Source organism: Methanogenium sp. S4BF, from assembly GCF_029633965.1.
GTDB lineage: Archaea > Halobacteriota > Methanomicrobia > Methanomicrobiales > Methanomicrobiaceae > Methanogenium.
In genome coordinates this window covers 809,747-834,775 of record NZ_CP091277.1, presented here as the reverse complement: position 1 = coordinate 834,775, position 25,029 = coordinate 809,747, and the positions used below count along the sequence as shown (strand labels likewise).

The window sequence follows — 25,029 nt, the reverse complement described above, 5'->3', positions numbered from 1 at the left end:
AGCACAATAAACAACAGACGCAGTCCTTCTCCTTTTATTGCACTGTGCATCATGACCGGGGGGCAGGGTCAGATGTCTGGCTGAAACCCGACGATTCGGATGACAATTCTGATGACAATTCAGATGATGAACATACCGGAGATGCTGATGAAGGAGACATTTCCACTTTTCCACCAGCTTTCCACCCAAATCCGGCCAAAAGTGGAAATAAAACGATGCGCTTACTGACGATAAATCCGGTAAAGAGGGTAGTAGTATAGATATATGTACATATAGTACGGGAGTTTTCCACCCAAATCGGATATCATTCAGCGACCCGGTTTCCTGTGCAGGCGGAGACAGAGGTATGTGTGATCCTGCGGAAAGTGGAAATGAAATGGATCAAACGTCCTATCACACCCTGATTCCTGTTTCAGCACCTGAATTGACCCGAATCGGGTGGAAAATGAAGTGGAAAGAAGGTGGAAACGGGTGGGAATGTGGAAACAAAGACGGCGGGACACCCCCTCCCCTCCCTCCCGCTCGCGGGGCATCCTCGACCGCTGGGACTTCCGGCGTTCACCACCACCGTTGTCAGCGACAACCCGGAGACGCTTGTCGTGGGACTGACGCCGGTGGCATCTGAAATAATGAGCCTGCTGCCCCATCCTCCCAATCGTGCGTTGGCGGGGATTATCGAGGCGACGGTGCATGCGACGCGGTATGTGATGACGGGTGTTCCGGCGTTGTGGGCGCTGATTGAGCAGGCGGCGGGGACTATCAGGAAGTGCGGCGGGAAGGAGCATGGTGCGGCGCTTGATGCACTGCTGATGTATTGTGAAGAATAATAATTACAACCGATTTTTTCCGTTTTTAAGGCATTTTTGGTTTTGGTGTCGTAAATTGTGCTTTGGTGACATCACATTTCCAGTGATACAGCCTAACAATTGGGGCAAGGGTGATGGGTGCCAATCCTCTTGCGACTTGTCTTTTTTGCGGATGGTTAGAAGGAGGGTATTTTCCTCCCCTTGAAATTAATTGACTGAGGTGTCGGACTTTGACTATCTTCAAACGATATTCTCGCTTAAAATTGATCAATATCTTTGGCTATCGCCGTTTGAAACTGTGAAGAATTGGAACAATCCTTTTTCCTCGATATTCCCATCCCTATTTCCCAATAAGTGTTTATTAAATTCATTGCAAAGCTGGAATTTCGATGCAGCAGATATATAATTACAAATATTCCGTATCTGATTATGTGTGACTTGGAACAATAGTCGTTGTTTTTGTGGTTTCTGGGTGAGTGTCGCCAAATACAGCAGAATAAATCATACTAATGCAAATGGTGCATTAATGAATAATAAGATAAAAAAAGATTAGAGCAGTTTGTCAAGCAGTACCTGTGTGGTACCGTCATCGAAATCTGCTGTGATGAGAACACGTTCCTGAGCAGCACTTCCATCACCAATGAATGTCGTTGTATAACCAACCTCAGGATATTCAGTTGATGAAGAGTTGTTGATTTCTACGCCTGATGAGCTGTAAACAGTTGCATTTATGAATGTAACTTTTGATGCATCGGGACCGCCCTGATAGGTCACAATTATATCTGTACCAGACTGCTTTGCAGTTGCTGCAACAGTCTTTGTTGTCTGAACGTCGCTTGCCATGCCGAAGACAAACACCGCGATGACTGCTGCCAGAATCACGGTGATTGCGACCATAAGGATCACACCGATGACGGGTGAGACCGCTTCTTCATTGTTATTAAATTTCATTTCAATTCACCTCTCCCAAACAGGGCGACGCATCCCCCCGCGGTGGGTAAGTATACATAATATTCATCTATATAAATGCTTTGTGAATGTGTTTTTACTGGAATGAATATTGGGTATTGTGGGCCCATTTTGTGAAATATTATGTCAATATATTGTCGTATATGAAATATTATTTCCCTATTTTGGATTTGATTTGAACCTATTGGTTATCAATAGTGAGTTTTATATCGTTATACAAAGCGAATATTATTTCTTTTGGTGCACATTGCGCACATTTTTATATCGTGACCGGTCGGGCCAGTCTTTTTCCTCCGGCGTTCGTATCAGAAATGAATGAGGAGAAAATTCCCTGAGCGTGACACTGTGGCGGCTCCGGCAACCGCCTGTACAAAGCCCGCCACATATGCGGCGGCAGGCTCCGCCATCGTAAAGGGGTAGTCAAAGAGGCCGGTTTCATCCAGGTGCACGGTGATGACGAGTCCGTCCTCCCCGCTCCCTTCTTCCTCCCGCTCCATCTGCACACCTGCGACAAGAAGCGTGCTCTCCAGAATCTCCGCCGGCTGCATGAAAGGGGGCATCCGCTCTTTTGCCTTCTCCCCGTCTTCAAACCCGATGTCACGGATGACGTGGAGGATATCCATCACCGCCTCCGGTGCGCCCTCCCGCAGCACCCGTTCGATCACCTCGCCGCCGATGTCACGGGGCTCCCAGGTGCGGGCGAGCTTCAGAAGAGACCAGTCACGTGAAAACTGCCCTTTTTTCATTCAGGTATCATCCCCGCAGCACCGCGAAATTCATCACGCCGATGCCGATTATCTCAAGAATTCTTGAGGCCACTTCCCCCCAGTAGACAACCGATATCTCCGGCCCGGCCATCAGGATGAGGTCCGGGAGGACGATGCCGATGACCAGCGTGAACAGGCCGATGGTGAAAAACAGCAGGGTTGGCTGTCTGATGACCTTGTATGCATCATAGATGAAGATGATCAGGGCAGCCCCCAGAATCAGGGTGATGACCGAAAGGATCTGCTGAATTAAGATAAACTGTGACTCAATCATAGCGGCGGACACTCCAGTTCTGTTCTTTTATGCGTTTTACCGTGATAAAGGGTTTAATCTCTTTCACCCCCGCAAAGCGGGATAACGGGATGAGAATCTCATTTTTCAGGTCTGTGATGGACGATACGACCACCTTTGCCATGAAATCACTCGGCTCCAGCGTCTCATACAGTTCGAGCACGCCGTTGTGGTCGGCAAGAAAAGATGCCACCTCATCCTTGTCGTCCGGTGTTACCGTGATCGTCAGAAAGGAGATGAGGCTCTCTGCAAAATAGCTCGGGTTGATGGAAATAGTAAACCCTTCAATAACCCCCGAACTCTTCAGCTTTTCAATCCGTTTGAATACTGTTGAAGGCGCAATATCCAGCTGCTTCCCCAGTTCTGCCATGGAAACCCTGCCGTCCCTGGCAAGTTCGGTTAAAATGGCGTGGTCAATGTCATCCATACGTTCCCCCAATCCCTCTATGCTGAATATTCATTCATAGAGCTGATATATTTTGTGCAGGTACATTCCGATTTTGGGGAATGGGTGAATATTATTCGTTCATTGAATTTTTTTATCTGTTGAACGCTGTTTTGGGAGGACGGGTGTCTGGAAACGAAAAATCCACTCTCCTGCGTACGGAATCGTCCATTTCTGTCACAGAACCTTCATTTTTCTTTGATTAAAGGCAAGGGAGGGGAAACCCCTCCCTGCCAGACCCTCCCCTGACGATGACAGGTCGCAATGGGGGTGGGCAGGCACCCCCATTGCTCCGTTTTTCGTGCTCCAATTGATAAAAATATGCTAAATATTAGAATTGAGAACTATTTTGGAATGTCAAAGATGGTATTTGCATTCCACCCTTTTACCAAAGTCCCTGGCAATACCCGAAATTACCATTGCGTCCGTTATGAACTGATGACGATTGAGTATAATTCACCCACACCAATTCCCGGAGAACCATATTTTCCAACCCGCCCAGAATAGCGAAGACCCCATTATTTCCTGTTTTTGTTACCGGCTCCGGAATTCCCGAGTCCCCGAAACCATCCCGCTGGGATTCACCATGCGCCTCCCGGAAAGGGCCGGCACTGCCGTCCGGATAGCTGCTGAGACAAACACCTTCGCCTTTCGGCAGGCATCGGGGAGGGTGTCGCCCCGCACCAGATATGCGGTGATGGCCGCGGCAAGGCAGCATCCCGAGCCATGCACCTCCCACGGGTAGCGGGGGCCGTCAAGGACGAGCGTTTCATCCTGACTGATATACACGTCCGGCGAGCGGTCTGCGGTCAGGTGGCCACCTTTGATGAGCACCGCCTGCGCTCCCGTCGCAATCAGCTCCCTTCCGGCTTCAGTCATCTCGTCAGTGGTGGTGATGGCAGCTCTGCCGGTCAGGGCACACAGCTCCGGGATATTCGGGGTGACGAGCTGAGCACGGGGGATGAGCAGGTCAGAGAGGGCGGCACTGCATTCAGGAGAGGAGAGGCGTTTTCCGGAGGTGGCAATCATCACCGGATCGAGGACAAGCGCGATCTCCGGGGGAAGGTGCTCTGCGACCGTCCGGATGGTGGCGGCGTCCGGGAGCATCCCGGTTTTCACCGCTGTGATGGGAAAATCCTGAAAGACCGCCTCCATCTGGAGGGAGAGCGTATGCGTATCGACCGTCAGGCTGGAGAGCACATCGCGGGTATTCTGGGCCGTGACCGCGGTGACAACCGTACACCCCCACACCCCAAGGGCGGAGAATGTCTTGAGATCTGCCTGAATCCCGGCTCCCCCGCCGGAATCAGAACCGGCAATCGTACAGGCGCAGGGCAGGTGCGGTCGTTCCATATTCATAGTATTTGGCCTGACTCAGATTGAAGTTTCTGCCGGTTTTAAGTGGCGTGGTGGACAACACTTCTCTATGGATATTGAAGAGCTGACACGGAAATGCCTGTCAGCAGGAACGGATGAGGAGGCGTGTGCCCGTCATCTCCGGGAACAGATTCTTTCGATGAAGCCGGGCGTATCAGCTGACTATGCGCTCGCTATGGCCCGTGCCGTAGTGGAAGAGGTTAAAAACAGCAACCGGGCTGTTTCAGATATCATCACCTATACCAAAGCCGATGTGACGATGGGGGAGTTTGGGGTCGGCTCCCGCGGCGCCGGGGATTTCTTTGCACACCGGCAGTTCCCGAAGATCATCGGCGGCACGGACGCCTCGGTAGGTGTCGATGAGATGGACGATGCGGGTGCCGTTGAAGCAGGCGGGAAATATATCATCACCACCGTGGACGGCATGCATTCACGCCTCTCGGACTATCCCTTCCTCGCCGGGTTCCATGTCACCCGTGCCACCCTGCGTGATGTCTATGTCATGGGTGCAAAACCGGTTGCCCTCTTATCCGACATCCATGTGGGGGATGACGGCGATGTGGCAAAGATATTTGACTACACCGCAGGCATCGCGGTGGTCAGCGAAGCGATGGCAGTCCCGCTGGTGACCGGCTCAACCCTGAGAATCGGCGGCGACATGGTCCTTGGCAGCAGGATGACCGGGTGCGTCGGCGCAGTCGGCATCGCCGATCACCTCACCGCCCGCACCGCAACCCAGCCCGGCGACTGTATCCTGATGACCGAAGGGGCCGGCGGCGGGACCATTGCAACGGCCGCTATTTATTCCGGCTTCCCCGAGGTCGTGGAGCGGACCATCAACCTCCAGTTCCTCCGGGCCTGTGAAGCGCTCCTGAAGAGTGACGTCCTCACCCGTATCCACACGATGACCGATGTCACCAACGGCGGCCTCCGCGGCGATGCCTACGAGATGGCAGAGACGGCCGGCTGCCGCATCGTCATCGAGGAAGAGGAGCTGCGCTCCCTCGTGGACCCTGACGTGCTCAGGATGCTGGACGCCCTCGAGATTGACTACCTCGGCGTATCCCTTGACGCCCTCCTCGTGGTGACCCGGCCGGAGGATGCCGATGCGGTCATCGACATCGTGCGTTCCACCGGCGTCACCATGAAGAAAATCGGCTATGTCACCGAAGGGCCGGGAGATGCGAAACTGGTCTCCGGCGGTGAGATGACAGATTTCATTCCGCGCTTCCGTGAATCGGCATATACGCCGGTGAAAAAAGTCGTCGATACCACCCCGCATGACCTTGAGGCGATGAAAAAGCGGGTGGCACAGGCCGCAGACGCCGCACGGGATAAAAAAGAGAAGATCCTTCGTTCTCTTCAGCGGGCAGAATAACTCATTCTGCCGAAAATACTTCTTTTACGATGCCGGAGAGGAAGGCATCCATCTGGATGAATTCGTTGCCCGCATCCCGCATCATCATGTCAGCATCCGCGATTGCGACCGTGATGCGGGGATCATTGTACTCCTGTTTTCTGGCCCGTGAGAGTTCGTCCAGCACTTCCGCACCGGAAAGCCCATACTCCAGCATCAGAATCTCGATGACCGATTTCGCCTTCTCGATATCGCCGTTCCGGAGGATCCGGAAGACGGAGCGTGCGATATTGCCGGTCTCCGATTCCAGGTACTCGTCAAAGCCGCCTTCAATTCTTCCGTCACAGTTCATCTGGCAGAAGAGGATGGCCTTCCGGGCATCCCCCCGTGCAGCGGCGGCGATCAGCTCAATCTCGTCCCGGTCAAATGCCGTTTCCGGCACCTGCTCGCTTTCAAGGATCTCCGTCATCAGGGCAAGCACGGTCTCATCCGAAAGCGGCCGGAAGAAGAGGGGCAGCGCACGGGAGGCAATCGCGGGAATGATTGCACTTTGGGTCCGCGTGATGAAGATGAACCGGCAGGTCCCGGAGAAGCGTTCCATCATTCTGCGCAGCGCCTGCTGCGCCTCAAACGTCAGGGCCTCCGCCTCGTCAAAGACCATCAGCTTAAACTCTGCATCAAGCGGCTTCACCGAGGCAAACCAGCGCACGATATACTTGAAATTTGAGATGACGCTGGCCTCTTTTTTGTAGAGATGGGAGAACTTCTCCTCGTTCTCCAGATAGGCCCTGCCGCCGCGGAAGAGCGCACCCGTCTGGATGACCGTCATATTCTCCCGCCAGAACTCGCCATAGAGCTCCTTTGCGATGCATTCAACGGCTGCGCTCTTTCCTGTTCCGTGGCGGCCGCTGATCAGGAGATGCGGCAGCATGGAGTCGGACGAAAACGCCTTCATCATGGCGATGACCGCATCCTGTCCCCGGATCTCCTCAAACGTCCGGGGGCGGTATTTCTCAATCCATAGCATCGGTCAGATGCTCCTGCATTGTCTGTAATGCGGCATAGAGAAGGCGCGAATTGTCATGGTCTGCAATCAGCTGCTCCCCTGCCTCATGGGTCAGGGTCCTGCACGCCTGCGTGATGTTCGGCAGCGCCCGTGTCAGTTCATCCACAATCGTCAGGGTGGCGGTCTGTGCGGTGCGTGAGAGGGGATTTAGGTCGATGGTGATGACCGTCTTGCCCATTTCGACCAGTGCCTCACACCGGTCCCCGTCTTCGAGCGGGACTAAGACCACGTCTGCTGCATAGATGCCGTCCCGCAGGCAGAGCGCCCGGTCATGCGAGAGGGGCAGAAGGCGTTCAGCGGTGCCTTCGAGGACGGTGACCCCGTGTGCCTTCAGGTGTGCGGTGATGGCCGCCATCCGCTCTTCGGTGCGGTGGAAGAGGTTGACCTCCACCGCGGCGCCGGACGCCTTGGCAAGGTCACGGATCTCCTCTGCGGCAAGGGCGGCGGTGTTTCCGTTCACGGATATCACCGGGCGGATCGCTGCCAGAAGGAATGCGGCAGCGGTCTTTTCCGCACGCTTCGCCGACGCTGAGGTCTGTTCCCCGAGGAGATAGTCGAATGCCTCTCCTCTTCCGTGCGCACTTGCTCCCTCGACAACGACAATGCCTGACCGGACGGCGTCTGCAATCCGTTCGCGTGCCACCAGTGACCGGTAGCGGGGATGATCTTCGGGTATCATGGTATCACTTCAATAAGTCTGAATCCCTGCTCTGCCACCTGCAGGTCAACAGGGATGCCGAACTCTGATAATACAGAGAACGATTTGTCGCCAAGGGCAAAAACACCCTTGCCGAGCATGGTCATGGAGGCAGGTATCCCGTGATCATCACATGCCTCCAGCACCGGCCGTATTTCATCCGACACAAGCCCGCTCTTCTCTGCAAACCGGCGTGAGATGCGGAAGAAATCCTCCGGGCTCTTCGCGCATTCCGGTGTATATGCCTCTTGTACGCGGGCCATCTGCACCGGGGAGGTGATGACATCCGCGGTATGGAGCTCCCCGAAGCTCAGTGCAGAGATTCGAACGCCTTCCCCCTTCATCCGGATGATATCCGGGGTGATGCCGGGATGCATCCGGCAGACGATGCCGCCTCCGGTGCATGCCGCCACATCGCCCAGTCCGGTCTGGTACTCCAGTTCGGACTCATGGGCAATCCGTGCAAGCGCCTCCTCGGAAAGGCCGGTCTCAAAGAGGGCATTTGCCGCGGCAAGGGTTGCGAGCAGTGCCGCGGCGGAGAGGCCGAACCCGGCGCCCGGCGGCAGGGTGGTGACCGTCTTCACCGCTGCACTTACCCCCAGTCTTTGGAGTGCATACTCGACAGGGGGTGAGGTATGGGCGATGCAGGTATCCTCATCCGGGCTTCGCGCCACATGAACGGAAACTGAAGTCTTCTCTGCCGGTGTCACCAGCGCATGGACCCCTTTGTCGATGACAATGCCCCCGCCGCAGCTTCCGGTCAACTCCGGGCTCTCCCCGTCCACTCTCCGGAAATATCCGGAGATATGGCCGGGAGAAAATCCTACTGCAGATTGCGCCATAGAATCTCTGCCACCTCGGCCTTTGTCCCTTCCGCGTGCACGGACGTCTCTGTTGTCATGAGTTCGTATGCTCCGGTCTCCGCGCCCAGTGCATCCGGGGTGTTTGCCGCCACCATGTCCGCCCCTGCATCCAGCAGGTGCCGGGCTTCTTCACGGCTGTTCCATCCCAGCTTGAATCCGACGACCTTTTTCGGCCGGTTCTTTGCCTGCATCACGTCCTGAATGATCTTCGGCCGGGGCAGCAGGTCGATGGATATGGTCTGCCCGCTGGGAATCTTCCCCTCGTAGGGTGCCGGTGCGAAATCGGAGATCGCGGCAGCACTGATATAATAGTCAAATGTCTGCTCTGCACACAGGCTGAGGATGCTCTCCCGCATCCCGCCGGCAGACTCCGCATATACATTCCGGACGTGCGGCACGGAGAGGGTATCTGCGTGCACCAGCCATACCTCAGCACCGAGGCGGGAGGCCTCCCGTGCGAGTTCCTTTCCCATTCTCCCTGAGGAGCGGGTGGTCAGCACCCGTACGTCATCCAGACGTTCCCGGCAGGGGCCGCTGGTGATCAGCACGCTTTTCCCCCGAAGAGGCATGCCGGAGAGGACCCGTTCGGTCTCATGCACGATGGTATCGATATTGGCAATCTTTGCTTTTCCCTCTTCAATCCGGGGGTCAACAACGGTGATGCCCCATGTTTTGAGGGTTTCCAGGCAGGCACAAACACCCGGATGGCGGTACATGCTCTCGTGCATCGCCGGCACGAGAATCACCGGCATGCCGCTGCCGATGGCGGTGGTGGCAAAGGTCGTCACCGGCGTGTCATCAATGCCGTGGGCAATCTTGCAGATGGTATTGGCGGTTGCCGGGGCGATCAGGAGCAGGTCAGCACTCCCTCCGTCGCCGCAGTAGGTGACATGCTCAACCAGCCCCCCGCACCGGGTCAGAGTCTCATGGCCCGTTGCGTAGGTAATAGCATCCGGGTGCAGGATACCGCAGGCAGCGTCGGTCATCACGCCCTGTACATCAGCACCGCACCGGCGGAGTGCATGTGCGAGCTTTACCCCGTCAACCGCGGCGATACTGCCCGTAATGCCCAAAACAATCTCTTTTCCTGCCAGTGTTGTCCGTATCGTATTCATTGTATCACCACATCGTGCACCATATGCCAGACACCCGGTGCATATTTTTTGACCCGGTACGGGATAATCTCTGTGGCATATCCCGCCTCAGCACAGCACCGGGAGATCTCTTCTGACTGCTCCCCCACCGTGTGGACACAGAGCACCGTCCCCGTCCGCACATGGGCGCAGGCATCGGAAAGAAACGCGGGAGCGTCAAAATGGCCCATCAGGATGTGGTCATAGACGCCCTTCAGGGAGTCCCTGCAGTCGCCGAGCTCCGGGGTGACCGCAGATGAAACGTTGTTTGCAGCGATATTTTTCTTTAGATAAGAGAATGAGTCCGGATTAATCTCCATCGCATGGACCGTTGCACCACTCATTGCCGCAGGGATGGTGAAGTATCCGATGCCCGCAAACATATCGGCACACCGGATCGTCCGGTTTTCGGTGGATTTCGCGATTATGCGGGAGATGCGGAGCTTCTCCTCTCGGTTCCCCATCGCAAACATCACTTTGAGCGGATGCAGATGAAAAATGAATCCCGCTTCATGGTGGCAGACCTCCCCGCATTCGCCATACACCAGAGACGCCGCAGGAACCCGTTTCTCTCCGTGGTACCCGGAGATGTAGACAATCCCGCGGGGATGGAGCCAGTCACGGATTGCCGTTATATCCTGCCGGGTCGGCCGGGTGCCGTGCAGGACGGCAATGTCCCCCAGCAGCTGGTAGCCCCGTCCGGAATAGGGAGCCTTCTCTGCAAGCTCCTGATCCGCGTCATATCCCTCTCTGACCGGAATGAACGCCTCATCTCCTTTGACATACGGGCGGCGGAACGTATCCACCCATTCCGCATCCTTGAGGAGAGGGAGCATATCACGCGGATATTTCCGGACCCTCATTGTTATCCGACCAGAATGAGTTCGCCGCCTTCCGGGTCCCGAAGAATACGCACCTTTTCGTGATCGGTGAGTCTCAGCCATGCATGTGCCTTGACTTCCCGTATCTCGTAGGAAACCGGGTCAAGGATGCCCGCCATATCCTGATCAATATAGGTGACGTCCGCCGTTTCTGCTTCCCGGACGTTGCCAATAAGCCGGTACCCGGAATCGTCATGCAGCACATTTGAGATCCCTTCCCTGAGATCAAATACCCTGAGGAGGCCCGAATCGGTTCCCCTGACCTCGTAGTACCGGTCCTTATGGGTGATCACGTCGCCTTTCCGGAACTGCGGCAGGCGGAGGAGGAGGGTGATGCGGTATAATTTTTTTCCTTCCCGCTCACCCACCAGTTTTGGATGGCGGGTGATTTTTCCTCCCATCTCGGTTACGATCTGGCGTGCAATGGTATCGCCGATATTGTGGCTGGATACGACGATGTCCACCCCGTCACGAATATCATCAATCCGGGTGATGAAGGAGAGGCGCTCTCCGGACTCCTGCGTACTATCTTCCACCTCGTGGGCAATCTTATCCACCCGCTGGCGTTCATAGAGATCCGGCCGTCTGCCGGTTGCCCGGACCTGAATGATGGATTCATAGTACCCCCCGGATAACCGGCTGCAGCGGTCACACTGCTCTTTCCTCCAGACAATAAGCACTTCACAGGTCTTATAAACCGGTTCGCCAAACAGCGTCCCCCGTATATACACCGTACAGAGGGTGCGGTTGGGTGTGGGTTCGGTCATGGTGATGCCCAGTTCCAGATCCTGCACATCGTTATGCACGGCGACTGCCTCGAATGCCAGTTCTTCTGCCAGTTTCATGCGCTCATACGGCACGTCAGTCCAGATGCTTCCCTTTCGTATCGAGCCGCAGGTAGGGCAGAACACGCACTGTACCCGTGGCTCACAGACCAGCCATTCGACAGATGATCTCAGGCATTTATTGCAAAGCCCTTCATTTTCAGTTTTGCCCCCGCATTTCGGGCAAAAATTTTCCTGTATTGACATAAATCCTGCGTTCTCTTTTGTGTTTAGGTTCGGTATATCTGGGCGTGGGGCACGGTCCCGATTCTCATATATCCGTTTTCTTTCAGAATTCCACACTCAATTGCTGCCTGAACCGCTTTCTCTCCGAGAAGGTTGCAGTTTGAGGCATGCTGAATTGCTGTTTTGACCTCTTCCGGTGTGCAGGGCGTATTGCCGTAGAATCCTTCGGTTATGTGTATCGTAAGGTTTCCGTCTGTAAGGGTTGTGTTGAGAAGTTCTGTGTCGCAAACCGCAACAATTTGACCTACACCAGCATACCGGTGTATCTTCATGTACATTAGGTATACTATTTGGCGGGAATGAATAAAAATATGGGGAAAGCACTAGGAAAGTGTTATTTCCACACCATATACCTCTGCGGGAGTTTCGGCATGAATTTTCCATGCGTCATCTTCCGTGAACGATCCCTCTTCGAGATATTTCCGGGTATAGCGGGGTACTGATTTCGGGCCGATGACTGCCCCCGGGCGGGAGGTGTCATCCATATAGTCGCTTTCCATCGTGAAGGTAAGGCCGCTCTGTGCACAGGACGGGATATCCTCACTGCGTGCAAGCAGGGAGGGCATCAGGGGCGTATCCGGCGTGCCAAAATGTTTGATCACGCGTTTGACCGGGATGCCGGCTTTTGCTGCCATCTCAGCAACATCGGCGCACGGCCCGGTCTCTGCATGAATCTGCAGGGCGCAGCCGGTGTCATGCGCAAGGGCAAGGGCGTGCGCCAGAATACGGTTCGATGCCTCCCAGACCTCCGCGTTAACGGGGTAATGCGGGCGGCCGGATTTCAGTGCGACGGCTTTTTTCTCCTCTACATATTCCGCTGCGATGTCAAGGCCGCGTTTCATCACCGCTTCTGCCTCAGCCAGCGGCATCCGTTCAGTCAGCCTGCCGATCTCCGCCGGATGAACGCCGAAGATCGGAAAGACGACCACGCCTGTCTCCCGGATGGCCGCTGCGGTCTTCAGGGTTATTTCATAGACGTCCCTGAACTCGTCACCTGTTACGGGGTGGACGGCATGCGACCACGAGGGCTTGGTGACGAGGAACATATGGGTGCCGCCGGCCCGGAAGAAGTCCTTCGCTGCCTCTGTTCCTCTCCCGTTCTCCCGGTCGATGTGGATGTGGTCGTCAGTTACCGGTATGCCCAGTCCGGTCATCTGATATCAAGAATTTCCATCAGGGGATATTCACCGTCAAATTTCAGGGATGCGGTGCATGTCGCGTCTCCTGCGGTGGTCTGAATCTCAACCTCGAGCATCTTTCCTGCCAGTTCGCTGTACCCGAAGGGATTTCTTTCCATCATATCGGTGTTGATGGTGACAGAAACCGAGTCCACACAGGGCTGCAGGGCGACCGCGTTTGCGATGGCCGTCTCAACGGATTTGGCCGTATCCGGGGATATCGGGGTGCCCACCCACTGGTGGTACAGGGCACCCAGTTTTATTCCTGCCTCGAAGGCAGCCTGAATATCATCTCTTGTCATAAATTGTGGTTTCTCCGGTGAATCAATTAAACCACTGGTTCGTATGCTCTAATTGAGAAGCCGCAGGACCCCGTGCCGCGGTTCGAGCGCCTCACCGGATTTGGTCAGTTGTTCGATCATCTTTTCAATGTCATCCTTGTTGTACCCGGATGCCACCAGATGGCTGGTGATATCAGAGGTCTGGGCAAAGCCTTTGTCGTCCGCCAGTTCACGGATCGTCTCTTTGAGTATCCGTGCAATATCACGGCGTTTCTTTGAGACCCCGGTGACCAGCTTGTCAATATCATAGGTGCCGGTCTCCGCGTCATACGCCACTTTCTTCAGGCACCGGTCGGCAATTGCGATGACCCGGTCCGCATCAGAAAAATCAATCTCATTACTCAGACGGATACGTGCGCTTGCCTCTGCCAGACGCACCAGTCCTTCCAGCTGCCGCGCGGTAACCGGGACCGGTTTGCTGTTGTCGTCTGCAAGGGCCCGCAGATTCAGGTAATACCCCATGATGTGTTCGCGGGCCTCATCCGTGAGGATGGGGAAGCAGTTCCTCTTTGCATAGGCGATGTATTTCCGGAACAGCAGGGGTTCAATCTCCGGTGTGACCGGTGCAAGCTGCCGGGTGATGTAGTCCTCATCGATGCCTTCAATCGGGAATTTGCTGTTGTGCTGAATCAGCTCACCGACACTGTGGGACTTCAGGATATGCTCACCAATGGCCCGGTCCAGTTTCTCTTCCGGTTTGTCCTCCATGATGAAGATGAGGTCAAAACGCGACAGCAGGGACGGCGGCATATTGATCTGCTCTGCGATAGGGGCATACTCATCGAACCGCCCCATCTTTGGGTTTGCCGCTCCGAGAAGGGCGCACCGCGTCTTCAGGGTGGCGGTGATGCCTGCCTTTGCGATGGATACAGTCTGCTGTTCCATCGCTTCGTGCAGTGCACTGCGGTCTTCTTTTGCCATCTTGTCCATCTCATCGACCGCAGCGATACCCATGTCCGCAAGGACCAGCGCACCTGCCTCAAGGGTCCAGCGTCCGTCACCAAATTCGTCTTTCACCGCAGTTGCGGTCAGCCCGGCAGACGTGGACGACTTGCCACTGGTGTAGATGCCACGCGGGGAGAGTTTGATGACATACCGGAGTACCTGCGATTTTGCAATACCCGGATCTCCCACGAGGAGCATATGGATATCCCCACGGAGGTGACTGCCGTCCGGCAGCTCTTTTGCAATGCCGCCAAAGAGCACGAGGGATATGGCCGTCTTCACATCCTGCATGCCGTAGATGGAGGGTGCGATGGAGTGGGATATCTTCTCATATATTTCGGGATCCTTGCTCAGATCCAGGATCGTCTTCTCCTCCTGTTCTGAGATGGCCACCTCTTCGAACTCCTTTTCGCCTATCTCAATCGAATTGGCTTCGATATAGATGTCAAAGAGCGTGCTTTTCTGGCCGTGATTCATCCGCTGTACCGAACGGAGGATGCCGTTGACGATGATGCGGTCACCCGGAGAGACGGTCCCCGTCAGGTCGTCGGTGACGTCTACGTCAAGCGTCTGCGGCTGCTCCCCGCCCCGGAGCCCTTCGGGTGACTCCTGAATGCGCAGCTTCTGTGCATCGACAAAGGTGGAGAGGGCCGGTACAAGGTCCATTTTGGTCTGCCGCTCACACTGGGCGCAGGGGCGGTAGGGTTCCGTGAACCGTGCATACTCCTGCCGGTAGGGTGCGGTCATGGTGCCGCACATCAGGCAGCGGAAGACCGCATGGGTCAGCCGCGGACGCACTTCGGTGGTCTTCCTGAGAATCCCCTCCACCGAGATGAAGGTGTTGATGTGGTGGGAGCGGATGTCACGCACATCGATTTTGCGGGGAAGGCACCGGAACCGGATATTGATCGTATCCGTTTTTCCCTCCTCATCCTTTGTGAAGATCAGGTTGTAGTTCCGGATGGCATCCTTCACATCTCCGATCACCTTTCCTGGATTGTTCAGGAGTTCATCGGCGATTTCAAGCCCGGTCTTTCCCCACTTGGAGATTTCACGGTAATCGATCTCAAGGGATTTCAGGTGCGGATACTGTGCGCTGATCTCGCCTATCTCTTTGCGGTAGTGTTTCTTGAGAAATTTGTTCCAGTCGGCTGCCCGGTCGGTAATCTCTATGTCGTCAATCTCGTCTTCCACCCGGTTGTGCCTCCTCACTGTTTCATGGAATCAGCACTCAGGACAATATTTGCTATCAGTGCTTCCATCTGTATCTCGCTGTTCGCCCCTTCACTGAGGCGGAAATCTGCTTCGCCAAGGTGCGATATTAATTGTGTCTTCAGCCGGCGTTCAAGGGGAAGCCGGATAATGGACCGGTACATCTGGTTTATCAGTTCATTGGGCGCAATGCCGCGTGAATAGAGGAGTTCATGCACCAGGGCCTCTGCCCCTTCATAGTCACCGGCAACCGACGTCTGCATCAGCCCCTCAATCTCCTCCGGCCGTGCGGTCGATGTGATCTCATACACCATGTCGCCTGTGATCTGCGTGCTGACAATTGCCGCGCCCTGCAGTGCATTGATGGCCTTTCGCATGTCGCCCTGTGCGACATAGACGATGGCATCCAGCGCCTCCGGGGAGCATTCCAGGCCTTCTGTCGTGGTAATCCGGGAGATTTCAGTTGTAATGGCTTCTTTTGAGAGGGGCCGGAAGCGGTATATGGCGCATCTGCTCTGGATGGGGTCGATGATTTTTGAGGAGTAATTGCAGGAGAGAACAAACCGGCAGTTTGGTGCGTAATTCTCCATCGTGCGGCGAAGGGCGGCCTGTGCATCCGGGGTCAGTGCATCCGCCTCATCGAGGAAGAGGATCTTGAACTCCGCTCCCCCGAGCGGTGCTGTCCGCGCAAACTGCTTGATCTGGTTTCTGACGACATCGATTCCCCGCTCATCCGACGCATTCAGTTCCCGGAAATTCATCTGCCAGGTATCGCCAAAAAATTCCCGTGCCAGAGCAACGGCAGATGTTGTCTTTCCGATGCCCGCATTGCCGGTGAACAACAGATGCGGGAGGTTTCCTGAAATGACATATGACTTCAGGCGGGAAACGATCTCGTCCTGCCCGACAATATCATCCAGCACCATCGGACGGTATTTTTCAATCCAGATTGTATTTGCAGTCATATATTCCCCTAACCTGTGTACTCAGATACCGCAGACAGTATACATTTGTTGCTAACATATTCTGCACATAAAGAGTATAAGATAAACCGGTTGTTGTCTATTATTTTGTATCTGCCTCATATTTTTTATGAATGGTGTGTTTGCCCCCATCCGATAGCATATAGGATTGTCCGCACAAAGAAATAGAACAGGATACTTGCATGGAACCGTACCAGAAACTATTCGCCGGCGATCTGAATTCCGGGAGGGCCACCATAAAGAATAATGGGATTCGTGCTCTTTCCGGGAGAACAATAACCAAATGCCTTTTTTGCGGCGCACTTACGGAGGTTCCGGATACGAATAAACCTGTTGTCCATCTCACGCTCTATGACCCGACGGGCATGCTTGTTGTGGGGTATCATACCGCAAATAAGGATATCTCTGCTGTTCTGAAAGAGACTGCCCTTCCGGCGTTTGTGCTCTGTGCGGCAGGCATTCGGTGCACGGCAGGGGAATGCATGCCCATGCTCGAAACGCTGGTGCCGGTGTCCCGTTCCGTCCGGGACACGTTTGTTCTTGCAGCAGCAGACGACCTTATCACCCTGCTTGAGCAGCCGGATATGGAGCCGGACCGGAAAAAACAGCTGTGCAAAATGACTGAAACGGCACTTTCCACCGTGCTCACCGGAACCCCGGCCCCTGCAGCGCCGGAACCGGTGGTGGACGATGCTGTACTGATAGCCGTTGTTCAGGAGATCCGGAACGGCTCCGATGAGAAAAATACCGTACGTCTCGATGCACTGATGGCCGCACTGGAGACCAGGGGCATCACCCGCGAAACAACCCGTGCCGCTCTGAAGACGATGATCGAGGACGGCGACTGTTATCAGCCAAAACCGGACCTGATACGACTATTGTAAGACGATGACCCCGGAGTTTATTCCCGGCGGCCCTGCGCTCCTGATGAAAAACCGGTGCAGGCTGCTCGTGATTGCTGATGCCCATTTCGGTGCCGAATCCGGCTTCTCCCGGAACGGCGTGCACATCGCAAGCAACAGCAATGACCGCCTCAGTCGCATCTGTGCGTGTATTGACGAAACAGACCCGGATCTGCTGCTGTTTCTGGGAGACCTGAAGCATTCGGTTCCCATGATGAGCCGGCAGGAGTTTGCAGAACTCCCCGGTATTCTGGAAACCATCCGAAAACGAATTGCGTTCCGGCTGATACCGGGGAACCACGACGGGGGCATCGAACGGTTCTTACAGGAGGCGGAGCTGCTGCCGAAGAGCGGCGCCATGCTTGACGGCACGTGGTATGTGCACGGGCATATGCACCTGCCTCCCGAATCGGCGGGGAACCTGATTGTATGCGGCCATCACCATCCGGTCGTGAGCCTGTATGACGAGGTGGGGTGTGCACTGCGGGCACAGCCGGCCTATCTGCTGGCAGAGGTGAAGGAGGCGTGTGCCGGGATTGTTTCCCATACCGGCGGCCGGAGCACCCGCATTCTCTTCATGCCGGCCTTCTTTGAGTACGCAGGAGGGATTGATGTCCGCACCATTCATGCGAGCAGACTGAGCCCGGTGTCCCGGTGTTTTGATACAGAATCTGCCGAAGTATTCTTAGGCGACGGGACATACATTGACCGACTGGGAGCACTGATGTCAGATGCCCGTGCGTAGCCTGCTGTCTCCGGAAATTCAGGAGACCCTGCTGAAGCGAAATTTTCAGGAGCTCTCTTTTACCCAGCAGAAGGCCATCCCGCCGATCTGTGAAGGGCACCATCTCCTGCTCATCGCACCGACGGGCACCGGCAAGACGGAGAGTGCGATGCTCCCGGTATTTGACCAGCTGCTCCGGGTGCCAGGGAGCGGGTTTAAGGCCATCTATATCACCCCGCTTCGCTCCCTGAACCGTGATATTCTCTTTCGCCTGCAGTGGTGGTGCCATGAGCTGGGGCTCTCCGTTGGCGTCCGGCACGGGGACACCTCGCAGTATGAACGGAGAAAACAGGCGCTGAACCCGCCTGACCTGTTGATCACCACGCCGGAGACCCTGCAGGCGCTTTTCATCGGCAAACGCCTCCGGGAGCATCTGCCGAATGTCCGGTATGTCATCATCGATGAGATTCATGAACTCGCCGGAAGCAAACGCGGGGCGCAGTTATCCATCGCCCTTGAGCGCCTTGCCGCATATGCGGGGGAGTTCCAGCGAATCGGCCTTTCGGCTACGGTGGGAAATCCGGAAGAGGTGGCGGCCTTTCTGACGGGGAACGGACGGCCGCATGCGATTGTCAATATCCCCGCCGCACCGCATATGGATGTTTCGGTCCGGTTTGCCGGGGAGGACTTTGATTCGCAGGTGCGGGCGGTGGAGCGGTGCATCGACCATGAAAAATCGTCCCTGCTGTTTGTCAATACGCGTTCGACCGCCGAGGCGCTGGGGCACCGCCTGTACGAGCGGGGCGATGTGGAGGTGCATCACGGTTCGCTTTCGAAGGAGATCCGTATCGACGCTGAGGACCGCTTTAAACGGGGGGAGATCCGGTCCCTCATCTGCACCTCGTCCATGGAGCTGGGCATTGATATCGGGCACATCGAACGGGTCATCCAGTTCGGCTCCCCCCGTGAGGTCTCGCGCCTTCTCCAGCGGGTAGGGCGGGCCGGCCACCGTCTGGACACCGTTTCGCATGGCACCATTCTTTCCACCGGATTTGACGACCTCTGTGAATCGCTGGTGATTACCCGCCGGGCGAAGGAGAATGAGTCCGAGGATGTCAGCATCATCCATGGTGCACTGGATGTGCTCGCGAACCAGATTGCGGCCCTTCTGGTGGAGTATGGCGAAATCACCCTGGAACGGGTGACGGCCATTATTGAGCGGGCCTACGGGTTTTCGGACACCGGTGCAATCCCTGACGTATGTCGGCAGATGGCTGAGCACCGGCTCATCCGGATGGATGGCAGTCTCCTGACCCGGACGGGGAGGTGCCGGACCTACCTGTACGGCAATCTCTCGATGATCCCGGATGAGAAGAAGGTGCAGATCTTTGATCTGGTCTCCCGCCGGACGGTGGGCACCCTTGACGAGTCCTTTGTTATCGGCTGGATCAACACCGGTGCGACCTTTATTGTGAAGGGCCAGCTCTGGGAGGTCGTTGATCTGGATGACGGGAAGATCATCGTTGAACCGGCGCATGCAGCCCGCGGCGAACTGCCCTCGTGGGAGGGGGAGCAGATTCCGGTGCCGTTTGCCATCGCACAGGAGACCGGGCGCCTCCGCCGGACCCGCTCCTTTGCGGCGTATGATGCCGGAGCCCTCTCCGAGGCCTATGCCGAGGATATCCTCATCTCGATGGATGAGAGTGGTGCACCGGTCGGTTCGGACCGGCTGGTGACGCTCGAACACTTTGATGAAGGCGTCGTGATGAATATCTGCGGGGGGCATAAGGCAAACGAGGCCCTCTCCCGCGTTCTCTCCATTCTGCTGACCGCCCGGTACGGGTCAAGTGTGGGCATTGAGGTGGGTGCTTACCGGATTTTGTTCCGCCTCCCATCATCCATACGGGCCGCAGACATCCGTGATCTCTTGTATTCCGTTGACCCGTCCCATATCGAAGGGCTGCTCCGGCTGGCGATGAAGCGAACGGCTCTGTTTAAGTGGAAGATTGTGCAGATCGCAAAGAAGTTCGGGGCCATCGATCCGCAGGCCGACTACGAACGGATCAGCATTCACCGCCTTTTGGACACCTTTGAGGGCACCCCCATCCAGACCGAAACCTACCGGGAGCTCTTCACCACCATCATGGACGTGCACGAGGCCGCAATGCTGGTGCAGCAGATCCAGTCCGGGGAGACGGAGGTGGTCATCGCACCGCTCTCGGCCATCGGGCGGGAGGGCCTTTCGTCGTCCCGTGACCTCATTCCGCCGCCCAGCGCCGATCATGCCATCATCGCCGCGGTCCGGCGCCGAATCGAGGATGACAACATCCTTTTGTTCTGCATGAACTGCCGGGCATGGAAGAGCCTGACCAAAGTGTCCCGGGTAGCCGATCCGCCCCAGTGCCCGAAATGCGGGGCACGGCTGGTGGCCGCCCTCAAACCGTGGGAGGATGAACTGATACCCGCGGTGAAAAAGAAGCAGAAGAACGAGGATGAAGCGGCGACGGAACGGCGGTTCATGAAGAATGCCAACATCGTGCTGTCCAGCGGGAGAAAAGCGGTGGTGGCGCTTGCCGCACGCGGTGTGGGGCCGGAGAACGCCTCGCGCATCATTGCCCGGATGTGTGACGGCGACGAATTCTACCGGGAAATTCTGAAGGCTGAACGCAATTACATCAAGACCCATCGGTTCTGGTGAACGGGCGGGAAGGCGTTATTGAGAAGGAAAAACTATACCCGCGCACATCGTACAAATACTGATTCTATGGCAGATGCAGAGTATAACATGGTGGATTACGATGAGACCTATCGTACATTCTCCATCGATGTACCTGAATTTTTTAATTTTGGGTATGATGTCATCGACGACTGGGCACGGCGTGACAGAAACAAACTGGCGATGATCTGGGCCAATCAGGAAGGGGATGAGAAGAAATACACCTTCCGGGACCTGAAAAACCTCTCCAATATGGCAGCAAACATCCTGCTGAAATTTGGCATCAACAAGGGCGACCGGGTCATGATCATGCTGCCCCGCGTTCCTGAGTGGTGGATCTTTGTCATTGCCATCATCAAACTTGGTGCCGTTGTCTGTCCGGTGCCCACGCTCCTGACCCCAAAAGATCTCCATTACCGGATTCACGCGGGAAATTTCCGGCTGGTCATCACGGACTTTGAAAATTCGGATAAAATCGATAAGATATACGAGGAATGCCCGTCACTCCAGACGCGGCTCCTTATCGACGGGGAGAAGGACGGCTGGGTCAGCTATGAAGAGGAGCTGCTGTACCCGGCACCGGTATCCCACCGCAAGGTCAGTATGCCGTATACGAACCGGACCCGTTCGACCGATCCGATGCTCATCTACTTCACCTCCGGCACCACCGGGGAGGCAAAGATGGTGCTGCACAACAATGCGTATCCGCTGGGCCACATTGTCACTGCAAAGCTCTGGCAGGATGTCCGGGATAATGACGTGCATTTTACCTATTCTGATACCGGATGGGCGAAATGCGGCTGGGGAAAGATCTTTGGCCAGTGGATTCAGGGCACGTGTCTGCTGATCTATGATGTCTGGGGACGATTCAAGGCGACCGAACTGCTCCCGCTCATCGAGAAGTATGAGGTGACGACATTCTGCTGTCCCCCGACTATCTACCGGATGCTCATCATCGCCGATCTGGCAAAATATGACCTCACCGAACTGCGCCACTGCTGCAGTGCCGGTGAACCGCTCAACCCGGAAGTCATCAAGGTATGGGAAGAGGGGACGGGCCAGACGATCTACGAAGGATACGGCCAGACCGAGACCTGCTGTGCCATCGCATCGTTTGCCTGCATCCAGAACAAACCCGGCTCCATGGGGAAGCCGTCGCCCGGATGGCATATCGAGCTCCACGACGACGACGGGCACCCGGTCGGCGACTACGAAGAGGGGCGTATCGCGATCTCCCTAAATCCCCGGCCCGTCGGGCTGATTGTGGAATATGTCGGGAATGCAGAGGCCAACAGAGAGTCCTTCGTGAACGGATTCTATTACACCGGCGACAAGGCCTACCGCGATGAAGACGGCTACTTCTGGTTTGTCGGAAGGGACGATGACGTCATCAAGAGTTCCGGATACCGCATCGGGCCGTTCGAGGTGGAAAGCGCCCTCCTTGAGCACCCGGCTGTGCAGGAATCGGCGGTTGTCGGTTCACCGGACCGGATACGGGGTATGGTGGTAAAGGCATTTGTTGTCCTGAACCAGGGATTCGAAGGCTCGGAACCCCTGATCCGCGAACTGCAGAATCACGTGAAGCAGACCACTGCACCATACAAATATCCACGGGTCATCGAATTTGTCGATTCGCTCCCAAAGACTATCTCCGGAAAGATAAAACGCAATGTGCTGCGCGAAGCAGAACTGAAGCGTGCGGCCGACTCCTGATCGGCCTCTTCTTTTTTCACGCACGTGGTGCGTCTGACCACAATTTTTTATTATGATGTGCACCAATGTGTGGTGTAATGGTGCGCTATTCTATTTCGATGGATGACGATCTGGTACAAAAGATCGACAAAGAGACGAAAAATCTGGGTATATCCCGTTCAGACTGGATATCTGAGGTCTGCACCACACGGTTTCCCGAACTCATGGGAAGCGGCACACCCCAGATAATAGATGAGAACGGCGATGCCGCCCGGCACAATATGGTGGATTACGATGAGGCCTACCGGTCGTTTGCCATCGATGTGCCGGAGTATTACAACTTCAGCTTCGACGTCATCGATGCATGGGCCAGGCGGGACCGCAACAAACTTGCGATGATCTGGGTCGACCAGAAGGGCAGGGAGATGAAATACACCTTCCGCGATCTCTCGCGCCTCTCCAATCAGGTGGCCAACATGCTCATCAAATACGGCCCGGCGAAGGGGGAGCGGGTCCTGATTATGCTGCCGCGTGTCCCGGAATGGTGGTTCTTTGTCCTCGGCATGATCAAGATGGGTGTGGTCTATTGCCCGGCGCCGACGATGCTCACCGAACAGGACTTAAAATACCGGATTAATGCTGCTGACATCAAGATGGTCATCACCAATGCAGAGAATGCGCATAAGGTGGATGCGATCTTTGATGAGTGCCCGTCTCTGGTGTCGAAATTCATCGTGGACGACGAACGCGAGGGCTGGATTAGCTACCCGGTCGAGCTGGCCTATCCGGCGCCGGTCTCCAGCAAACTGGTGGCGTTCCACGGGATGGTGCGGACGAAAGCCACCGACCCGATGCTGATCTTCTTCACATCAGGCACCACCGGGGAGCCGAAAATGGTGCTGCATGACCACAGTTATGCGCTGGGCCATATCGTCACCGGGCGGTTCTGGCATGATGTCAGGAGCACAGACCTCCATTTCACGGTGGCAGACACCGGGTGGGGAAAGAGCACGTGGGGAAAACTCTTCGGCCAGTGGAATGAGGGTGCGGCCATCATGGTCTATGACATCCGGGGCAAGTTCAATGCGACCGAACTGCTGCCGATCATCGAGAAGTATGGCGTCACCACCTTCTGTGTCCCGCCGACCATCTACCGGATGCTGATTCTCGCAGACCTCGAAAAGTATGACTTCAATGAACTGAGGCACTGCTGCAGTGCGGGCGAGCCGCTCAACCCCGAGGTCATAAAGGTCTGGAAGGAGGCGACCGATCTCACGATTTATGAGGGATACGGCCAGACCGAGACGGTGCTCTGCATCGGCACCTTCCCCTGCATGAAGCCGAAGTTCGGGTCCATGGGCAAGCCTGCGCCGGGATGGCAGATTGAAATCCTGAATGACGAGGGTAAACCTGCGCCCCTGCACGAGGAAGGGCATATCGCCATTAAGACAGACCCGCGGCCCGTCGGCCTCTTCAGGGAGTATGTGAACAATCCGGAGGAGAATGCCCGCTCGTTCTCCGAGGGCTATTACTACACCGGCGACAAGGGATACAAGGATGAGGACGGGTATTTCTGGTTTGTCGGCCGGGACGATGATGTCATAAAGGCGTCCGGATACCGCATCGGCCCGTTCGAGGTGGAGAGCGCACTGATTGAGCACCCTGCTGTGCAGGAGGCAGCGGTCGTCGGCACACCGGATGTCATCCGCGGCCAGGTGGTGAAGGCGTTTATCGTGCTCTCACCCGGATATACGCCATCGGAGGCCCTTATCCGCGATATCCAGAAGTATGTCAAACAGGTGACTGCCCCGTATAAGTATCCGCGGGCCATCGAATTCGTGGACAGTCTGCCGAAGACGATCTCCGGGAAAATAAAGAGGAAGGAGCTGAAGCAGCGGGAGATTGAGAAGACGGAGAACAGGAAAGAGGCCAGGGGCGAGGTGAAGGTTGAGAGTAAGGCTGAGATGAAGGCTGAGATCAATACCGGCGTAAAAGCTGAAGGCAAAAAAGAGAGCAAAGCTGAAAGCAAGACCGGAAGTAAGAAAGGCAGCGAAACCGCACCATCAACGGCACCGGCCATGGCTGAGAGCAGGAAAGATGGGAAACCTGAGGAAAAGACCGGGAAGTAAGGACGCCAAATCAAACTCCAAATCAAACTCCAAATCGTAACCCGGATAGTTTCCAAATCCTATCCAAAACCTATCCAAAATTTACCCAAAATCATTTCCCCCCATTCCGAAAATCACTGCCCGACGAAGGGAAAAAGGAATCTCAAATACACATCTTTATTTTGTTGAACAACGAATAGCATCAGGCGCGAGGGTTGCCGAGCCAGGTCAAAGGCGCTAGGTTCAGGGCCTAGTCATGTAGATGTTCGAGGGTTCGAATCCCTTCCCTCGCATTCGGTTCTTTTTTGGGTTGTTTTCGTGTCGTTTTTGCGTTTTCGAGCGTGGAGCTTTGAACCTGGTTTGGAATATCGCAGGTTCGAATCATACCACCTGACCACAATCTCGGGGAAAAAAATTGGTATCTTACGATTTTGCAACTATTTTTGTGAGAGAAATGACTCATTGAAAGGCATGATCATATTTTTTCATTCCGGAAAATGAGGCA

Annotated in this window: 23 protein-coding genes and 1 tRNA gene; 8 read left to right on the top strand and 16 right to left on the bottom strand. The window is 55.5% G+C overall.

The features are described 5' to 3' along the window. Positions 1-479: 479 nt before the first annotated feature. A complete protein-coding gene (locus tag L1S32_RS04090) occupies positions 480-827 on the top strand; it encodes a DUF447 domain-containing protein (protein ID WP_278156357.1) in 348 nt (115 codons plus the stop codon). A 528-nt stretch (positions 828-1,355) separates the two neighbouring features. Here L1S32_RS04090 and L1S32_RS04085 read toward each other — a convergent pair. The 5 genes from L1S32_RS04085 to thiD form a co-directional block, all read right to left on the bottom strand. Continuing rightward, a complete protein-coding gene (locus tag L1S32_RS04085; RefSeq protein WP_278156356.1) occupies positions 1,356-1,757 on the bottom strand; it encodes a type IV pilin N-terminal domain-containing protein in 402 nt (133 codons plus the stop codon). A 323-nt stretch (positions 1,758-2,080) separates the two neighbouring features. After that, the gene (locus tag L1S32_RS04080) at positions 2,081-2,521 is read right to left on the bottom strand and encodes a hypothetical protein (protein ID WP_278156355.1); all 441 of its coding nucleotides are present in this window, start codon (positions 2,519-2,521) and stop codon (positions 2,081-2,083) included. A gap of 7 nt (positions 2,522-2,528) precedes the next feature. Then, the gene (locus L1S32_RS04075) at positions 2,529-2,816 is read right to left on the bottom strand and encodes a hypothetical protein (protein ID WP_278156354.1); all 288 of its coding nucleotides are present in this window, start codon (positions 2,814-2,816) and stop codon (positions 2,529-2,531) included. Beyond that, entirely contained in the window at positions 2,809-3,261 is a 453-nt protein-coding gene (locus tag L1S32_RS04070) for an Lrp/AsnC family transcriptional regulator (RefSeq protein WP_278156353.1), read from the bottom strand. The genes L1S32_RS04075 and L1S32_RS04070 overlap by 8 nt, the downstream gene beginning before the upstream one ends. Positions 3,262-3,813: 552 nt before the next feature. After that, positions 3,814-4,632 (bottom strand): bifunctional hydroxymethylpyrimidine kinase/phosphomethylpyrimidine kinase, encoded by an 819-nt coding sequence (gene thiD / locus L1S32_RS04065; protein WP_278156352.1) that lies wholly within the window; start codon positions 4,630-4,632, stop codon positions 3,814-3,816. A 73-nt stretch (positions 4,633-4,705) separates the two neighbouring features. Between thiD and L1S32_RS04060 the strand changes: the two genes are divergently transcribed. Then, entirely contained in the window at positions 4,706-6,034 is a 1,329-nt protein-coding gene (locus L1S32_RS04060) for an AIR synthase-related protein (protein ID WP_278156343.1), read from the top strand. Between the two features lies 1 nt (position 6,035). Here the strand turns inward: L1S32_RS04060 and L1S32_RS04055 are convergent, their stop codons facing one another. From L1S32_RS04055 to L1S32_RS04005, 11 genes are read right to left on the bottom strand one after another with little or no spacing between them, the layout of a single operon-like run. Continuing rightward, a complete protein-coding gene (locus tag L1S32_RS04055; protein ID WP_278156342.1) occupies positions 6,036-7,040 on the bottom strand; it encodes an AAA family ATPase in 1,005 nt (334 codons plus the stop codon). Then, positions 7,027-7,758 carry a 4-phosphopantoate--beta-alanine ligase gene (locus L1S32_RS04050; RefSeq protein WP_278156341.1) on the bottom strand — a complete coding sequence of 244 codons (732 nt, stop codon included), beginning with the start codon at positions 7,756-7,758 and terminating at the stop codon, positions 7,027-7,029. The genes L1S32_RS04055 and L1S32_RS04050 overlap by 14 nt, the downstream gene beginning before the upstream one ends. After that, a complete protein-coding gene (locus L1S32_RS04045; protein WP_278156339.1) occupies positions 7,755-8,618 on the bottom strand; it encodes a pantoate kinase in 864 nt (287 codons plus the stop codon). The genes L1S32_RS04050 and L1S32_RS04045 overlap by 4 nt, the downstream gene beginning before the upstream one ends. After that, the gene (coaBC, locus tag L1S32_RS04040) at positions 8,600-9,754 is read right to left on the bottom strand and encodes a bifunctional phosphopantothenoylcysteine decarboxylase/phosphopantothenate--cysteine ligase CoaBC (RefSeq protein WP_278156337.1); all 1,155 of its coding nucleotides are present in this window, start codon (positions 9,752-9,754) and stop codon (positions 8,600-8,602) included. The genes L1S32_RS04045 and coaBC overlap by 19 nt, the downstream gene beginning before the upstream one ends. Continuing rightward, positions 9,751-10,635 (bottom strand): SAM-dependent methyltransferase, encoded by an 885-nt coding sequence (locus L1S32_RS04035; RefSeq protein WP_278156336.1) that lies wholly within the window; start codon positions 10,633-10,635, stop codon positions 9,751-9,753. The genes coaBC and L1S32_RS04035 overlap by 4 nt, the downstream gene beginning before the upstream one ends. A 2-nt stretch (positions 10,636-10,637) precedes the next feature. Then, positions 10,638-11,684 carry a 60S ribosomal export protein NMD3 gene (locus tag L1S32_RS04030; protein ID WP_278156334.1) on the bottom strand — a complete coding sequence of 349 codons (1,047 nt, stop codon included), beginning with the start codon at positions 11,682-11,684 and terminating at the stop codon, positions 10,638-10,640. A 23-nt stretch (positions 11,685-11,707) separates the two neighbouring features. Next, positions 11,708-12,001, bottom strand: a complete 294-nt coding sequence (locus tag L1S32_RS04025; RefSeq protein WP_278156333.1) for a DUF424 family protein — start codon at positions 11,999-12,001, stop codon at positions 11,708-11,710. 45 nt (positions 12,002-12,046) lie between these two features. Beyond that, on the bottom strand, positions 12,047-12,877 hold the full coding sequence (locus tag L1S32_RS04020) for a TatD family hydrolase (RefSeq protein WP_278156332.1): 831 nt from the start codon (positions 12,875-12,877) through the stop codon (positions 12,047-12,049). Further along, on the bottom strand, positions 12,874-13,203 hold the full coding sequence (locus L1S32_RS04015; protein WP_278156330.1) for a dihydroneopterin aldolase family protein: 330 nt from the start codon (positions 13,201-13,203) through the stop codon (positions 12,874-12,876). The genes L1S32_RS04020 and L1S32_RS04015 overlap by 4 nt, the downstream gene beginning before the upstream one ends. A gap of 48 nt (positions 13,204-13,251) precedes the next feature. Next, positions 13,252-15,381: a minichromosome maintenance protein MCM gene (locus L1S32_RS04010; protein ID WP_278156328.1), complete on the bottom strand. Its 2,130-nt coding sequence runs from the start codon at positions 15,379-15,381 to the stop codon at positions 13,252-13,254. A 14-nt stretch (positions 15,382-15,395) separates the two neighbouring features. Beyond that, entirely contained in the window at positions 15,396-16,364 is a 969-nt protein-coding gene (locus L1S32_RS04005) for a replication factor C small subunit (RefSeq protein ID WP_278156326.1), read from the bottom strand. Positions 16,365-16,564: 200 nt separating this feature from the next. On the opposite strand from L1S32_RS04005, the gene L1S32_RS04000 reads away from it, so the two are divergent. From L1S32_RS04000 to L1S32_RS03975, 6 genes are all read left to right on the top strand, one after another. Continuing rightward, positions 16,565-17,266 carry a hypothetical protein gene (locus L1S32_RS04000; protein ID WP_278156324.1) on the top strand — a complete coding sequence of 234 codons (702 nt, stop codon included), beginning with the start codon at positions 16,565-16,567 and terminating at the stop codon, positions 17,264-17,266. A gap of 4 nt (positions 17,267-17,270) precedes the next feature. Further along, positions 17,271-18,029, top strand: a complete 759-nt coding sequence (locus L1S32_RS03995; RefSeq protein WP_278156322.1) for a metallophosphoesterase — start codon at positions 17,271-17,273, stop codon at positions 18,027-18,029. Continuing rightward, positions 18,016-20,706, top strand: a complete 2,691-nt coding sequence (locus L1S32_RS03990) for a DEAD/DEAH box helicase (RefSeq protein WP_278156320.1) — start codon at positions 18,016-18,018, stop codon at positions 20,704-20,706. The genes L1S32_RS03995 and L1S32_RS03990 overlap by 14 nt, the downstream gene beginning before the upstream one ends. Positions 20,707-20,772: 66 nt before the next feature. Further along, positions 20,773-22,437: an AMP-binding protein gene (locus L1S32_RS03985; protein WP_278156319.1), complete on the top strand. Its 1,665-nt coding sequence runs from the start codon at positions 20,773-20,775 to the stop codon at positions 22,435-22,437. 77 nt (positions 22,438-22,514) lie between these two features. Continuing rightward, on the top strand, positions 22,515-24,545 hold the full coding sequence (locus tag L1S32_RS03980) for an AMP-binding protein (RefSeq protein ID WP_278156317.1): 2,031 nt from the start codon (positions 22,515-22,517) through the stop codon (positions 24,543-24,545). Between the two features lie 187 nt (positions 24,546-24,732). Further along, a tRNA-Leu gene (locus L1S32_RS03975) sits at positions 24,733-24,817 on the top strand. The last annotated feature ends 212 nt before the right edge of the window (positions 24,818-25,029 follow it).